The sequence below is a fragment of the Enterobacter sp. ECC-249 genome, from assembly GCF_043965265.1.
GTDB lineage: Bacteria > Pseudomonadota > Gammaproteobacteria > Enterobacterales > Enterobacteriaceae > Enterobacter > Enterobacter quasiroggenkampii.
This window is the reverse complement of record NZ_CP143660.1, coordinates 1,181,591-1,195,526: the sequence shown is the minus strand read 5'-3', so window position 1 is coordinate 1,195,526 and position 13,936 is coordinate 1,181,591. Positions and strand designations below refer to the sequence as shown.

Sequence of the window (13,936 nt, the reverse complement as noted above, 5' to 3'; positions counted from 1 at the left end):
ACTCCCGACGTTCCTGGCTGGGATTAGGGCGTGAAAAAGGCTACACTTCGAGGCTGAAATTCCTTCTCATTACGATAAAAGAGGCGAAGTCCAACGTGGCTCAATTCGTTTATACCATGCATCGTGTCGGCAAAGTTGTCCCGCCGAAACGTCATATTCTTAAAAATATCTCGCTGAGCTTCTTCCCGGGCGCAAAAATCGGTGTTCTGGGTCTCAACGGTGCCGGTAAGTCCACCCTGCTGCGCATCATGGCCGGCATTGATACAGACATCGAAGGTGAAGCCCGTCCGCAGCCTGGCATCAAAATTGGCTACCTGCCGCAGGAACCTCAGCTGAACCCGGAACACACCGTTCGCGAATCCGTTGAAGAAGCGGTATCCGAAGTGGTTAACGCCCTGAAAGGTCTGGATGAAGTGTATGCCAAATACGCCGAGCCGGATGCGGACTTCGACAAGCTGGCCGCACAGCAGGGCAAGTATGAAGAGATCATCCAGGCGCACGACGGTCACAACCTGAACGTGCAGCTGGAGCGCGCGGCGGATGCCCTGCGTCTGCCGGACTGGGATGCTAAAATCGCGAACCTCTCCGGTGGTGAACGTCGCCGCGTGGCGCTGTGCCGCCTGCTGCTGGAAAAACCAGATATGCTGCTGCTCGACGAACCAACTAACCACCTGGATGCGGAATCCGTGGCGTGGCTGGAGCGCTTCCTGCACGACTTCGAAGGTACCGTTGTGGCGATTACCCACGACCGTTACTTCCTCGACAACGTCGCTGGCTGGATCCTTGAGCTGGACCGCGGCGAAGGTATTCCGTGGGAAGGCAACTACTCCTCCTGGCTGGAGCAGAAAGATCAGCGTCTGGCTCAGGAAGCGTCTCAGGAAGCGGCGCGTCGTAAGTCTATTGAGAAAGAGCTGGAGTGGGTGCGTCAGGGCGCGAAAGGCCGTCAGTCTAAGGGCAAAGCCCGTCTGGCACGCTTCGAAGAGCTGAACAACACCGAATACCAGAAACGTAACGAAACCAACGAACTGTTTATTCCACCTGGAGCACGTCTGGGGGATAAAGTGGTTGAAGTGACCAACCTGCGTAAGTCTTACGGCGACCGTGTGCTGATCGACGACCTGACCTTCTCCGTACCGAAAGGCGCTATCGTCGGCATCATCGGTCCGAACGGCGCGGGTAAATCGACCCTGTTCCGCATGATGTCCGGTCAGGAACAGCCTGACAGCGGCTCTATCACCCTGGGTGAGACCGTGAAGCTGGCCTCCGTTGACCAGTTCCGTGACGCGATGGATAACAGCAAAACCGTGTGGGAAGAAGTCTCCGGCGGCCTGGATATCATGCGTATCGGCAACACCGAGATGCCAAGCCGCGCCTACGTTGGTCGCTTTAACTTTAAAGGCACCGATCAGGGCAAACGTGTAGGCGAGCTGTCCGGCGGTGAACGCGGTCGTCTGCACCTGGCGAAGCTGCTGCAGGTGGGCGGCAACGTTCTGCTGCTCGATGAACCAACAAACGACCTGGATATCGAAACCCTGCGCGCGCTGGAAAACGCCCTGCTGGAGTTCCCGGGCTGCGCGATGGTTATCTCGCACGACCGCTGGTTCCTCGACCGTATCGCGACCCACATCCTGGACTACCAGGACGAAGGTAAAGTGGAGTTCTTCGAAGGTAACTTCACCGAATACGAAGAGTACAAGAAACGCACGCTGGGCGCCGACGCGCTGGAGCCGAAGCGTATTAAGTACAAGCGTATTGCGAAATAAAAGCAAAACGGCAACTTCGGTTGCCGTTTTTTATGTTTGTTCCCTCTCCCCGCGGGAGAGGGTCAGGGTGAGGGCATCAGGCTGCGCACTTTGTAGGCCGGGTAAGGCGAAGCCGCCACCCGGCTTTTTTTTATTTGCCCACGTAATACCGCTTCACCTCATCAAACTGCATTGCATAGTCGATATAGCTCATTAGCGCGGGCGAATTCAGCTTGCGGCTCGGATAGGCCAGCCACAGATCGTTACCTTCAACATTCCACTCCGGCAGTACCTGTACCAGCGCACCCTTTTCGATCTTATCTTCCAGCAGAAACGCGGGTAAGAGCGTGATCCCCGCCCCGGCAATCGCACACTCGCGGGCGTATACCAGATTATCGGTCATGTGGGCGTTATCCGGCAGGTAGCGATAATCCTCGCTCTCGCTTCGCAGAAGCCACTCCGACCACGCCCGGTGCGTAATGCATCGATGCTCCACCAGCTGACGGGGATGAATTAACGGCTCCCGACGCGCCAGATAGTCCGGCGAGGCCAGCATAAAGCGCGGACAATGCCCGATCATCCGGCCAATCAGAGAGGAGTCCTGCGGCTTGCCGGTACGCAGCGCCACGTCAAAACCTGCCTCGACCAGATCCACCACGTCATCAGAGATCGACACGTCCAGCGAAACGTCAGGATAGCGAAGCTGGAACTCGGCATTCATATGCGCCAGCAGCGTCGCCCCAATCCCCGCCGGACAGGTGATCCGCAGCCGCCCGCTCGGGTTTTCGCGCAGGCGCTGAATGGCGTACTCCGCCCGCTCGCTGGCCGCCAGCATTTCGCGGCAGTGCACCAGATAGTGCTCGCCCGCAAACGTCAGGTTTAGCCTGCGGGTGGTGCGGTTAAGCAGGCGGATACCCACCTGCTGCTCCAGCTGGCTAATTCGCTGGCTCACGCTGGATTTCGGCAGTTCGGCTTTCTGGGCTGCCGCGGTAAAGCTGCCCATCTCCGCCACCAGCGCGAAAAGCGCCATATCCTGCAGCTGTTTAAACATGATTGTTCATCCTGTACGAACGCTGAGTTCTCGATTGTCCATCTTATCATGCAGCTGACCACTTAATAGACTAGCCTCAACAAAACGCATGCCATTGAGGAGCACACCATGTCAGTGAAAGCCATCGCCGTTAACCCAGAAAATCCGTCCACCTTCATTGAAATCATCCCGCCGATGCCGCAGCCCGACGAGCACGACCTGCTGGTGGAAGTGAAGGCCGTTTCCGTTAATCCGGTTGATACCAAAGTCCACGCGGGCATTGCTAAGAACGGGCTGAACGAGCCGCGCATTCTCGGGTGGGACGCCAGCGGGATCGTCAAAGCCGTTGGGGCTGGCGTCACCGGGTTCAAGCCGGGTGACGAGGTCTGGTACGCGGGCGACATCACCCGACCGGGCAGCAACACCACGCATCAGCTGATCGATGCACGCATTGTCGGGCGCAAGCCTGCCAGCCTCGGCTGGGCGGCAGCCGCTGCACTGCCCTTAACCGCGCTCACCGCATGGGAAGGTCTGTTTGAACGGCTGAATATTCAGGATGCCGGGGCGGACAAAACGCTACTGATCATCGGCGGCGCGGGCGGGGTGGGATCGCTGGCGATCCCGTTTGCGAAGCACAACAGCAAGGTGAAGATCGTCGCAACCGCTTCACGAGAAGATTCCGCCCGGTGGTGCCGCGAGCGCGGGGCTGACGTGGTCGTCAACTACCGCGACCTGAAAGGCGAGCTGGCGAAACACGGGCTCACCTTTGTGGATTACATTTTCATCCTCAACGACACCGACGGGCACTGGGATGCGGTCAGTGAACTGATTGCGCCGCAGGGGCATATCTGTTCCATCGTTGAGAATGAACGTCCGCTGAACCAGGACAAGCTGAAGTCCAAATCCGCCGCCCTGCACTGGGAGTTTATGTACACCCGCAGCATGTACCAGACGGCGGATATGGCGCGTCAGGGTGAGATCCTCAATGAGGTGGCGAAGCTGGTGGATAACGGCGTGGTGGAAAGTTCGCTCAGCGAAACGCTGCACGGGCTGAGCGTGGAGAGCATTACCGAAGCGCACCGTAAGGTGCTGGACGGGCATATGCGCGGGAAAGTGGTGGTTGAGTTCTGAGTGGTCTGATTCCCCTCACCCTAGCCCTCTCCCCATAGGGGCGAGGGGATCGCTCGGCGCTGTCTTTACCCTCTCCCCTATGGGGAGAGGGCAGGGTGAGGGGTAAGTTTTTTACCCCTGCTCCCCCATCATCTCCTTCACCAGCTCGACGCAGCGCAGGAAACGGGAGTCGTAGTCCGACTCTTCCACATGCACAAACTCAACGTTGTTTTCGTTGAGCATCTCCACCAGCATGGTCTGGAATTCACGCCTGTCGACGGAGCTGCCGAGGCTACGCATGCCGTCGGCCACCCACGGGGTGTTGTTTTCCAGCAGGATCACCAGGTCAAAGCGATATTCGTCAATCAGCGCCTGCACGAACGGATGTTCACGCCCTTCGTACTTTTTGCAGAACGCCTGGGTGGTGACAAAATCGGTATCGATAAACGCCACCTTGTTGGCGTATTTCACCGCGAAATCAATGTACTGGGCATGACCGAGCGCGATTTTGTCGTAGTCGGAATACTGCAGCGCCATCTCGTCGCCGCCCAGATGGGAAAAGACATAGTCGCGCCCGTACTCCCACGCGCTGGTGGTATTGAAGATATTCGCCAGCTTGTTGACCAGCGTAGATTTCCCGCTCGACTCGCCGCCCAATATCGCGACGGTACGAACGAAGAACGGCTTCACCTCGGTTGGGATGTAGTCCCAGTAGCGGAACGGGTTTTCGCGGATCTGCGCCCCGCTAATGTTCATGAAGGTGCGTTTCGGATCGATCAGCACCGTCTCAATGCCCAGATGCTCGCGGAACTGCGGCGCGTCGGACTCTTCAGAGGTGTAGATCCAGTTAGGCGCAATGCCCTTCTCTTCCATAAACGCTTTAATGCCATTGCTCCACACGTCCCAGCCGTGCGGATAGGGCTCCATACCCTCTTCGTTGAAGGCATGAATGCGAATGTTTTTTTGGTACTTAAAGGTCTGAAGCAGCCAGCGCAGACGGTCCGGCACGGTCGGCTGCTGCGACATGGCGCTGTCTTCAAACAGCTGGCGATCGCGGGTTTCGTCGTAGCCCATGATGATGTGCAGCTCGTCAACCTGGCTGCAGGCGCGCTGGATCAGATAGATATGTCCGGTATGCAGCGGGTAAAACTTGCCGAACACCACGCCGATGTTCTTTTGCATACGCGGGAATTCCAGCCCCAGAAAGCGGTGCAGCGCTTCGAGCTTCTGCGCGCTGGGGCTTTTGATTTTGGCGTTCAGCAGCTGGCTCAGGTAGCCTTTGGTCATGCCGCTGGCGTCCGCCACCTGCTGCAGCGTGCAGCCCTTCTGGCGGATTGCGGTCTTGATGTAGTCAAATGATGACATAAATTACGGTGCCTCCTGCAAAATCAAATTTACGTAATTATAAGTCGTCAAAGACATTTAACGCATCTGCGAGTTTCTTCACGCCAAACACCTGCATCCCTTCCGGGATTTTTTTCGGCACGTTGGCGGCGGGAACGATTGCCCGACGGAAACCGTGTTTTGCTGCCTCGGAGATACGCTCCTGGCCGCTGGGAACCGGACGGATTTCCCCGGCAAGGCCCACTTCGCCAAAGACCACCAGATCCTGCGGCAGCGGCCTGTCACGCAGGCTGGAGACCATCGCCAGCAGCAGCGCCAGGTCTGCGCTGGTCTCCGTGACTTTGACGCCGCCGACCACGTTAACGAAGACGTCCTGATCCGCCATCTGCAGCCCGCCGTGACGGTGCAGCACCGCCAGCAGGATTGCCAGACGGTTCTGTTCCAGACCGACCGCCACGCGCCGCGGGTTGCCCATCATCGACACGTCCACCAGCGCCTGAATTTCAACGAGCAGCGGGCGCGTCCCTTCCCACAGCACCATCACCGAGCTGCCGGAGGTGATCTCATCGCCACGGCTCAGGAAGATGGCCGACGGGTTGCTGACTTCACGCAGCCCCTGTTCGGTCATGGCAAACACGCCAAGTTCGTTCACCGCCCCAAAGCGGTTTTTATGGCTGCGCAGGGTACGGAAGCGGGAGTCCGCGTCGCCGTCGAGCATCACCGAGCAGTCGATACAGTGTTCAAGCACCTTCGGTCCGGCCAGCGAGCCGTCTTTGGTTACGTGGCCGACCATCACAATCGCCACGCCGCGCGTTTTGGCAAAGCGCGTCAGGTAGGCCGCGGTTTCACGCACCTGCGCAACGCTGCCCGGCGAGGACTGGATGTCCGCCATATGCATCACCTGAATGGAGTCGATCACCATCAGCTTCGGCTGCTCTTCTTCGGCGATCATGCAGATCTGCTCGATGCTGGTTTCAGAGAGCATGTTCAGGTTGCCGGTCGGCAGGCCCAGGCGGTGCGCGCGCATCGCCACCTGCTGCAGTGATTCTTCGCCCGTGACGTACAGGGTTTTCATCTGTTCGGCGAGCTTGCAGAGCGTTTGCAGCAGCAGGGTCGATTTACCCGCGCCCGGGTTACCGCCGATCAGAATGGCGCTGCCCGGTACCACCCCTCCGCCGAGCACGCGATCAAACTCTTTGAACCCGGTAGAGAAGCGCGGCAGCTCTTCGAGGCTAATGTCCGAGAGCTTTTGGACCTTCGCCACGCCCGCGTTACCGGCATAGCCGCTCAGGCGTTCATTGCGGGCCACGCTCGGCGAAGCCGCCACACCACGCACTTCGGTGATGGTGTTCCAGGCATGGCAGGCGCTGCATTGCCCCTGCCAGCGCGGATAATCCGCACCACATTCATTACAGACAAATGCGCGTTTTGGAGCTTTCGCCACGGTTTACCTCATTATTTCTGTGTGGCCTGCGTGCCGGGTGGCGCTTACGCTTACCCGGCCTACAAAGCAGGCCGTTATTTCTGATTAAGGCTGCCGGAGAGAATGCAGAACACCCCCATCAGGTCAGCGTGACGGATAGTCACTTCCGTCTTTTCATTCACTTTTGGCTTGGCATGGTAGGCAATGCCCAGCCCGGCCGCTTTGATCATCGGCAGGTCGTTAGCGCCGTCCCCGATAGCGACGGTCTGGACAACCGGAATTTCATATTTTTCCGCCAGACGCGTCAGGGTGTTGGCTTTGTACTGGGCATCCACGATATCGCCGATCACCTGGCCGGTCAGCTTGCCGTCCATGATCTCCAGCTCGTTGGCCACCACGGTGGTCAGATGCAGTTTTTCCCGCAGATAATCCGCGAAGAAGGTAAAGCCACCGGAGGCGATCGCCACCTTCCAGCCGAGGGACTGCAGCTTCAGCACCAGCTGCGTCAGCCCTGGCATCAGCGGCAGCACGTCGCGCACCTGGCGCAGGATGTTGGCATCGGCCCCTTTCAGGGTCGCCACGCGCTGTCTCAGGCTGGCGGTGAAATCCAGCTCGCCGCGCATCGCACGCTCGGTGACTTCCGCCACCAGCTCGCCGCTGCCCGCCAGCTTCGCAATCTCGTCAATGCACTCGATCTGAATGGCGGTAGAGTCCATATCCATGACCAGCAGGCCCGGCGTTTTCAGATGCGGAATTTTACCCAGCGGCGCGACGTCCAGCCCGGCGTCGTGCGCCAGACGCGTTGCGCGCTGCGTCAGGGAACCCGCCAGGCGAATAACCTGGTAGTCTTCCACGCACCAGGCGGCGACGATGACCATTGCCGCACCCAGCTTGCTTTGATACTGGGTCAGGCGCTGCTTATCCAGACCGCGTCCGTAGAGGAGCCAGCCGCTACGACCGGCGTGGTAATCCAGAGGCATCACCTCATCGCCACTTAGAGAGAGCGGCAATCCTGGCCATAAAGAGACATCCGTTGGCAGGTCACACCAGGTAATGTTCGGCATTAAAGCTCCTGTAATTTCGTTCGCGCCGGAAGGTTGCAGAGGGAAAATAACGCATGAGGCTACCCTGTAACCATCACTTCTGGCAACATTAAGCCGTAAATTTTCAGCAGGTGGAATATGGCTCGCGCAAAACTGAAATTCCGGCTCCATCGCGCCGTGATTGTCCTTTCCTGTCTCGCACTCTTAGTGGTGCTGATGCAGGGGGCATCGTGGTTTAGCCAGAACCATCAACGGCAACGTAATCCGCAGTTTGAAGAGCTGGCCCGCACGCTGGCACGCCAGGTGACGCTCAACGTCGCGCCGTCCATGCGAACCGAAACGCCGGACGATAAGCGAATAGGACAGGTTTTACGCCTGCTCACGGAGAACAGCCGCATTCTTGATGCGGGCGTCTATGATGAGCAAGGCAACCTGATTGCCCGCGCGGGTGAGCATGTCGACGTTCGCGACAGGCTGGCGCTGGACGGCAAAAAAGCCGGCGGCTACTTCAACCAACAGCTTGTTGAACCTATTCAGGGCAAGAATGGTCCTCTGGGTTATCTGCGCCTGACGCTCGACACCCATACTCTGCCCACTGAAGCCAAACAGGTCGATAATACCACCAACATTCTGCGCCTGATGCTGCTGCTTTCGCTCGCCATTGGCGTTGTTCTGGCGCGCACCCTGCTTCGCGGCAAACGCACGCGCTGGCAGCAATCTCCGTTCCTGCTGACCGCCAGCCGGTCAGTCCCCGAAGACGAAGAGAGCGAGAAGAAAGAATAGTGATAAAGTAGGCGAACGATTCAGAAAAGGAACTTTGCCATGACGACGTTACGCCTGCTTATCTCTGACTCTTACGATCCCTGGTTTAATCTCGCGGTGGAAGAGTGCATCTTCCGCCAGATGCCCGCCACCCAGCGCGTCCTCTTTCTCTGGCGTAACGCCGATACGGTGGTTATCGGCCGCGCGCAAAACCCGTGGAAAGAGTGCAACACCCGGCGTATGGAAGAGGACAACGTCCGCCTGGCGCGCCGGAGCAGCGGCGGCGGCGCGGTGTTTCACGATCTGGGCAATACCTGCTTTACCTTTATGGCGGGCAAACCGGAGTATGACAAAACCATCTCTACTTCCATTGTCCTCAATGCGCTGAATTCACTCGGCGTGACGGCTGAAGCCTCCGGACGTAACGATCTGGTGGTCAAAACGCCCGACGGGGATCGCAAAATGTCCGGCTCCGCCTACCGCGAAACGATGGATCGCGGGTTCCACCACGGCACCCTGCTGCTGAGCGCTGATCTGAGCCGTCTGGCGAACTACCTGAATCCGGACAAGAAAAAGCTGCAGGCTAAGGGGATTACCTCCGTGCGCGGACGCGTGGCAAATCTGGTGGAACTGCTGCCGGGAATTACTCACCAGCAGATTTGCGATGCGATCCGTGACGCGTTCTTTGAACATTACGGCGAGCGCGTGGAAGCAGAAGTGATCTCACCAGATAAAACCCCGGACCTGCCCAACTTCGCCGAAACCTTCGCCCGCCAGAGCAGCTGGGAGTGGAACTTCGGCCAGGCTCCTGCGTTTTCCCATCTGCTGGACGAGCGTTTTACCTGGGGCGGCGTGGAGCTGCATTTTGACGTGGAGAAAGGCCATATCACCCGTACGCAGGTGTTTACCGATAGCCTTAATCCCGCACCGTTAGAGGCGCTGGCGGCACGTTTACAGGGCTGTTTGTACCGGGCGGATATGCTGCAGCAGGAATGCGACGCGTTGATTGGGGATTTCCCGGAGCAGGAAAAAGAGTTAAGGGATTTGTCAGCGTGGATTGCGCAGGCCGTGCGCTAGGTGCGGTCTGGTGCCCTCACCCCAGCCCTCTCCCACAGGGAGAGGGAGGGAAGAGACAGAATTACTCTTTATCGCCCAGCAGAACGGATTCCAGCGCGATTTTGATCATGTCGTTGAAGGTGGTCTGACGCTCGGCAGCGGTGGTCTGCTCGTGAGTACGGATGTGGTCAGACACGGTGCAGATGGTCAGCGCTTTCGCACCAAACTCAGCCGCCACGCCGTAGATACCGGCCGCTTCCATTTCCACGCCCAGAATGCCGTATTTCTCCATCACGTCAAACATCTCGCCGCCGTCCGGTGCATAGAACAGGTCAGCAGAGAAGATGTTACCCACGCGCGCTTCAACGCCCAGCGCTTTTGCCGCGTCAACCGCGTCACGCACCATGCCAAAGTCGGCAATTGCCGCGAAGTCATGGTCTTTGAAACGCATACGGTTAACTTTGGAATCGGTGCAGGCACCCATACCGATAACAATATCGCGCAGCTTAACGTCCATGCGCACCGCGCCGCAGGAGCCAACGCGGATGATTTTCTTCACGCCGAAATCGGTGATCAGCTCTTTAGTGTAGATAGAGCAGGATGGGATACCCATGCCGTGACCCATAACGGAGATCTTGCGGCCTTTATAGGTACCGGTGAAGCCCAGCATGCCGCGAACGTTGTTCACTTCACGCACGTCTTCGAGGAAAGTTTCTGCGATGTGCTTCGCGCGCAGCGGGTCGCCCGGCATCAATACGACGTCAGCGAAATCACCCATTTCTGCATTAATGTGAGGAGTTGCCATCTTCAGTTCCTTTTACATTGTTTATTCTTTTCACCCTCTCCCTGTGGGAGAGGGCTGGGGTGAGGGCATCAGACCGCACCCTACATGATTTAGAACATGGCCTTGCCATATTCCATGTCTGACGTACCAAAATATTTCGCCAGGGTCTGGCCGATGTCCGCGAAGGTTTCACGGTGACCGAGCGAGCCCGGCTTCACTTTCGGGCCGTACACCAGCACCGGAATGTGCTCACGGGTGTGGTCGGTACCGGTCCAGGTCGGGTCACAGCCGTGGTCCGCGGTCAGGATCAGAATGTCATCTTCACCCACCAGCTCCATCAGCTCCGGCAGACGGCGGTCAAACAGCTCAAGACCCGCTGCATAGCCCGCTACGTCGCGACGGTGGCCCCAGGAGGAGTCGAAGTCCACGAAGTTGGTGAAGACGATTGTCTTGTCGCCCGCTTCTTTCATCTCTTTGATGGTGGCATCGAACAGCGCATCCAGACCGGTGGCTTTCACTTTCTTAGTGATGCCGCAGTTGGCGTAGATATCCGCAATTTTACCCACGGACACCACGTGACCGTCTTTCTCTTCAACCAGCTTCTGCAGCACGGTTGGTGCAGGTGGCTCAACGGCCAGATCGTGACGGTTACCGGTACGCTGGAAGTTACCCGCTTTGTCACCGATAAACGGACGCGCGATCACGCGGCCAATGTTGTAGCCGCCTTCGGTCAGCTCTTCACGAGCGATTTCGCACAGCTCGTAGAGTTTATCCAGGCCAAACGTCTCTTCATGGCACGCAATCTGGAACACGGAGTCAGCAGAGGTGTAGAAAATCGGCTTGCCGGTTTTCATGTGCTCTTCGCCGAGCTGATCCAAAATCACGGTACCGGAAGAGTGGCAGTTGCCCAGGTAACCCGGCAGGTTGGCACGCTTCACCAGCTTATCGAGCAGCTCCTGCGGGAAGCTGTTCTCGTGATCGGAGAAATAGCCCCAGTCGAACAGCACCGGCACACCGGCGATTTCCCAGTGGCCAGACGGGGTGTCTTTACCGGAGGAGAGCTCGTGCGCCCAGGCATAGGCGCCCACGACTTCCGCGTTGCCGTCCATACCGGCTGCAATTTTACCGGTAGAGCCTTCATGCGCTTTCACCAGCCCAAGACGGGTCAGGTTAGGTAGAGTCAGAGGGCCTTTACGACCGTTGTCCGCTTCGCCTTTCGCACAGGCTTCCGCGATGTGACCCATGGTATCGGAACCCACGTCACCAAAACGTTCTGCATCTTCGGTTGCGCCGATGCCGAATGAGTCCAGCACCATAATAAATGCACGTTTCATAATTGTTCTCCGTACGTAGTGCTTCAAAAATTATCGATCAGATCAGTATACCGCTATTCGGTGATACGGCGATAGACAGTCGGTGTGGTTTCCGGCGCTTTATCGTCAAGCTTGATTGCCGCTTTCACCGCTTTTGCCGCTTCCTGCCAGCTGGCTTCGTCTTTGGCGTGGATTACCGCCAGCGGACGTTGACCGTCAACGCTGTCGCCCAGACGCGCCATATCGGTAAAGCCGACGCTGTAATCAATGGTGTCTGACGCCTGACGGCGACCGCCGCCCATCGAGACCACCGCCATACCCAGCGCACGGGTGTCCATGGCGGAGACAAACCCTTCGCTATCGGCATACACCGCTTTGCTGAGCGTCGCGGTTGGCAGGTACTTAGCGTAATTTTCAACGAAGTCGGTCGGGCCTTTTTGCGCCGCGACCATGCGGCCAAAGATCTCCGCCGCTTTGCCGTTGTCCAGCACCGCCTGCAGCTTCACGCGGGCGTCTGCGTCGTCTTTGGCGAGCTTGCCGGAGATTAACATCTCAACGCACAGCGCCATGGTGACGTCGAACAGGCGCGGGTTACGGTATTCGCCGGTGAGGAACTGGACGGCTTCACGCACTTCGACTGCGTTACCGGCGCTGGAAGCCAGCACCTGGTTCATGTCGGTGAGCAGTGCGGTAGTGCGCACGCCCGCGCCGTTGGAGACGCCAACGATCGCTTCGGCCAGCGCCTCTGAGAGTTCATAGGTTGGCATAAACGCGCCGCTGCCCACCTTGACGTCCATCACCAGCGCGTCCAGCCCTTCTGCCAGTTTCTTCGCCAGGATAGAGGCGGTGATCAGCGGGATAGAGTCAACGGTCGCGGTGATATCGCGGGTCGCGTAGAAACGCTTGTCTGCCGGAGCAAGAGAGCTGGTCTGGCCGATAATCGCCACACCAACGTCTTTAATAATGTCGCGGAAGCGGTTGTCATCCGGGAAGATATCGAAGCCCGGAATGGCTTCCAGTTTGTCGAGCGTACCGCCGGTGTGGCCCAGGCCGCGCCCGGAGATCATCGGGATGTAACCGCCGCAGGCTGCCACCATTGGGCCGAGCATCAGAGACGTCACGTCGCCCACGCCGCCGGTGGAGTGTTTATCCACAATCGGGCCGTTAAGGTTGAGGCTTTTCCAGTCCAGAACGGTTCCTGAATCTCGCATCGCCATGGTCAGCGACACGCGCTCAGGCATCGACATATCGTGGAAGAAAATGGTCATCGCCAGGGCCGCAATCTGCCCTTCTGAGACGGTGTTATCACGAATGCCGTTGATGAAGAAGCGGATCTCTTCGTCGCTTAATGCATGACCATCACGTTTTTTACGAATAATTTCTTGTGCGAGAAACACGGTAACCTCCATGCGGAATCGGGGGAGTTGTGGCGGGTGGCGCTACGCTTACCCGCCCTACGATCCTGTAGGCCGGATAAGCGAAGCGTCATCCGGCATTGTTGGCAATCAGTAGCTGCTTGCGCTCTTACCGTCGCCGTGACCCAGCGCCTTCAGCAGGCTGGCCAGCAGGCTGGACGCACCGAAGCGGTAGTGACGGGAATCGGCCCAGTCGGCGCCGAACAGCTCGTCGGCAATCGCCAGGAACTGCTGCGCGTCTTCTGCGGTACGCACGCCGCCCGCGGGTTTGAAACCGACGGTTTTGGATACGCCCATGTCGCGGATCACTTCCATCATGATGCGCGCGCTTTCCGGGGTCGCATTCACCGGCACTTTACCGGTAGAGGTTTTAATGAAATCCGCACCGGCTTTGATGGAGATTTCAGACGCCTTACGAATCAGAGCCTCTTCTTTCAGCTCACCGGTTTCGATGATCACTTTCAGCAGCACGTTTGCCGCCGCACACGCGTCTTTACAGGCTTTCACCAGATCAAAACCGACCTGCTCGTTGCCGGCGATCAGCGCGCGGTACGGGAACACCACGTCAACTTCGTCTGCGCCGTAGGCAATCGCCGCGCGGGTTTCTGCCAGCGCAATCTCGATATCATCGTTGCCATGCGGGAAGTTAGTTACGGTTGCAATGCGCACATCCGGCGTGCCCTGCTCTTTCAGCGTCTTACGGGCAATCGGGATAAAGCGCGGGTAGATACAGATGGCGGCGGTGTTACCCACCGGCGTTTTCGCCTGATGGCACAGGGCGATGACTTTTTCATTGGTGTCGTCATCGTTCAGGGTGGTCAGGTCCATCAGTTTCAACGCGCGCAGGCTGCTTGCAGTTAAATCGGTCATAACATTCTCCAACGGCAGTGCCGTATAAATTTTACCTTGCGGGT

General features: G+C 58.1%; 12 protein-coding genes. 4 read left to right on the top strand and 8 right to left on the bottom strand.

Annotation, left to right across the window (positions count from 1 at the left end; translation table 11 throughout):
- The first annotated feature begins 95 nt into the window (after nucleotides 1–95).
- Complete coding sequence (gene ettA / locus V1587_RS05785) at nucleotides 96–1,763, top strand: energy-dependent translational throttle protein EttA (RefSeq protein ID WP_003856515.1); 1,668 nt, start codon at nucleotides 96–98, stop codon at nucleotides 1,761–1,763.
- 130 nt (nucleotides 1,764–1,893) lie between these two features.
- Here the strand turns inward: ettA and V1587_RS05780 are convergent, their stop codons facing one another.
- Nucleotides 1,894–2,793: a LysR family transcriptional regulator gene (locus V1587_RS05780; protein ID WP_371899488.1), complete on the bottom strand. Its 900-nt coding sequence runs from the start codon at nucleotides 2,791–2,793 to the stop codon at nucleotides 1,894–1,896.
- A gap of 108 nt (nucleotides 2,794–2,901) precedes the next feature.
- Between V1587_RS05780 and V1587_RS05775 the strand changes: the two genes are divergently transcribed.
- Complete coding sequence (locus tag V1587_RS05775) at nucleotides 2,902–3,903, top strand: zinc-binding alcohol dehydrogenase family protein (protein ID WP_371899487.1); 1,002 nt, start codon at nucleotides 2,902–2,904, stop codon at nucleotides 3,901–3,903.
- Nucleotides 3,904–4,014: 111 nt separating this feature from the next.
- Here the strand turns inward: V1587_RS05775 and nadR are convergent, their stop codons facing one another.
- The 3 genes from nadR to serB all read right to left on the bottom strand — a co-directional run bounded on the left by nadR (nucleotide 4,015) and on the right by serB (nucleotide 7,713).
- Nucleotides 4,015–5,247, bottom strand: a complete 1,233-nt coding sequence (nadR, locus tag V1587_RS05770; protein WP_015572616.1) for a multifunctional transcriptional regulator/nicotinamide-nucleotide adenylyltransferase/ribosylnicotinamide kinase NadR — start codon at nucleotides 5,245–5,247, stop codon at nucleotides 4,015–4,017.
- Nucleotides 5,248–5,284: 37 nt separating this feature from the next.
- Entirely contained in the window at nucleotides 5,285–6,670 is a 1,386-nt protein-coding gene (gene radA, locus V1587_RS05765) for a DNA repair protein RadA (protein ID WP_014068810.1), read from the bottom strand.
- 74 nt (nucleotides 6,671–6,744) lie between these two features.
- Nucleotides 6,745–7,713, bottom strand: coding sequence for a phosphoserine phosphatase (gene serB / locus V1587_RS05760; protein WP_025757501.1), 969 nt, complete (start codon nucleotides 7,711–7,713; stop codon nucleotides 6,745–6,747).
- A gap of 117 nt (nucleotides 7,714–7,830) precedes the next feature.
- Here serB and V1587_RS05755 point away from each other — a divergent pair, with 117 nt between their 5' ends.
- The gene (locus tag V1587_RS05755; RefSeq protein WP_045907748.1) at nucleotides 7,831–8,475 is read left to right on the top strand and encodes a YtjB family periplasmic protein; all 645 of its coding nucleotides are present in this window, start codon (nucleotides 7,831–7,833) and stop codon (nucleotides 8,473–8,475) included.
- Between the two features lie 39 nt (nucleotides 8,476–8,514).
- A complete protein-coding gene (gene lplA / locus V1587_RS05750) occupies nucleotides 8,515–9,531 on the top strand; it encodes a lipoate--protein ligase LplA (RefSeq protein ID WP_371899486.1) in 1,017 nt (338 codons plus the stop codon).
- Nucleotides 9,532–9,592: 61 nt separating this feature from the next.
- Here the strand turns inward: lplA and deoD are convergent, their stop codons facing one another.
- The 4 genes from deoD to deoC form a co-directional block, all read right to left on the bottom strand.
- A complete protein-coding gene (gene deoD / locus V1587_RS05745) occupies nucleotides 9,593–10,315 on the bottom strand; it encodes a purine-nucleoside phosphorylase (protein ID WP_010427122.1) in 723 nt (240 codons plus the stop codon).
- A gap of 89 nt (nucleotides 10,316–10,404) precedes the next feature.
- Nucleotides 10,405–11,628, bottom strand: a complete 1,224-nt coding sequence (deoB, locus tag V1587_RS05740; RefSeq protein ID WP_033144579.1) for a phosphopentomutase — start codon at nucleotides 11,626–11,628, stop codon at nucleotides 10,405–10,407.
- A gap of 53 nt (nucleotides 11,629–11,681) precedes the next feature.
- Complete coding sequence (gene deoA / locus V1587_RS05735) at nucleotides 11,682–13,004, bottom strand: thymidine phosphorylase (protein ID WP_371899485.1); 1,323 nt, start codon at nucleotides 13,002–13,004, stop codon at nucleotides 11,682–11,684.
- 108 nt (nucleotides 13,005–13,112) lie between these two features.
- On the bottom strand, nucleotides 13,113–13,892 hold the full coding sequence (gene deoC / locus V1587_RS05730; protein WP_023310320.1) for a deoxyribose-phosphate aldolase: 780 nt from the start codon (nucleotides 13,890–13,892) through the stop codon (nucleotides 13,113–13,115).
- Nucleotides 13,893–13,936 lie beyond the last annotated feature (44 nt).

What these genes read in the sequence shown, in the direction of transcription:
- V1587_RS05780 (WP_371899488.1), bottom strand. Translation starts at nt 2,793, where the DNA reads ATGTTTAAACAGCTGCAGGATATGGCGCTTTTCGCGCTGGTGGCGGAG.
- V1587_RS05775 (WP_371899487.1), top strand. Translation starts at nt 2,902, where the DNA reads ATGTCAGTGAAAGCCATCGCCGTTAACCCAGAAAATCCGTCCACCTTC.
- nadR (WP_015572616.1), bottom strand. Translation starts at nt 5,247, where the DNA reads ATGTCATCATTTGACTACATCAAGACCGCAATCCGCCAGAAGGGCTGC.
- serB (WP_025757501.1), bottom strand. Translation starts at nt 7,713, where the DNA reads ATGCCGAACATTACCTGGTGTGACCTGCCAACGGATGTCTCTTTATGG.
- V1587_RS05755 (WP_045907748.1), top strand. Translation starts at nt 7,831, where the DNA reads ATGGCTCGCGCAAAACTGAAATTCCGGCTCCATCGCGCCGTGATTGTC.
- lplA (WP_371899486.1), top strand. Translation starts at nt 8,515, where the DNA reads ATGACGACGTTACGCCTGCTTATCTCTGACTCTTACGATCCCTGGTTT.
- deoD (WP_010427122.1), bottom strand. Translation starts at nt 10,315, where the DNA reads ATGGCAACTCCTCACATTAATGCAGAAATGGGTGATTTCGCTGACGTC.
- deoB (WP_033144579.1), bottom strand. Translation starts at nt 11,628, where the DNA reads ATGAAACGTGCATTTATTATGGTGCTGGACTCATTCGGCATCGGCGCA.
- deoC (WP_023310320.1), bottom strand. Translation starts at nt 13,892, where the DNA reads ATGACCGATTTAACTGCAAGCAGCCTGCGCGCGTTGAAACTGATGGAC.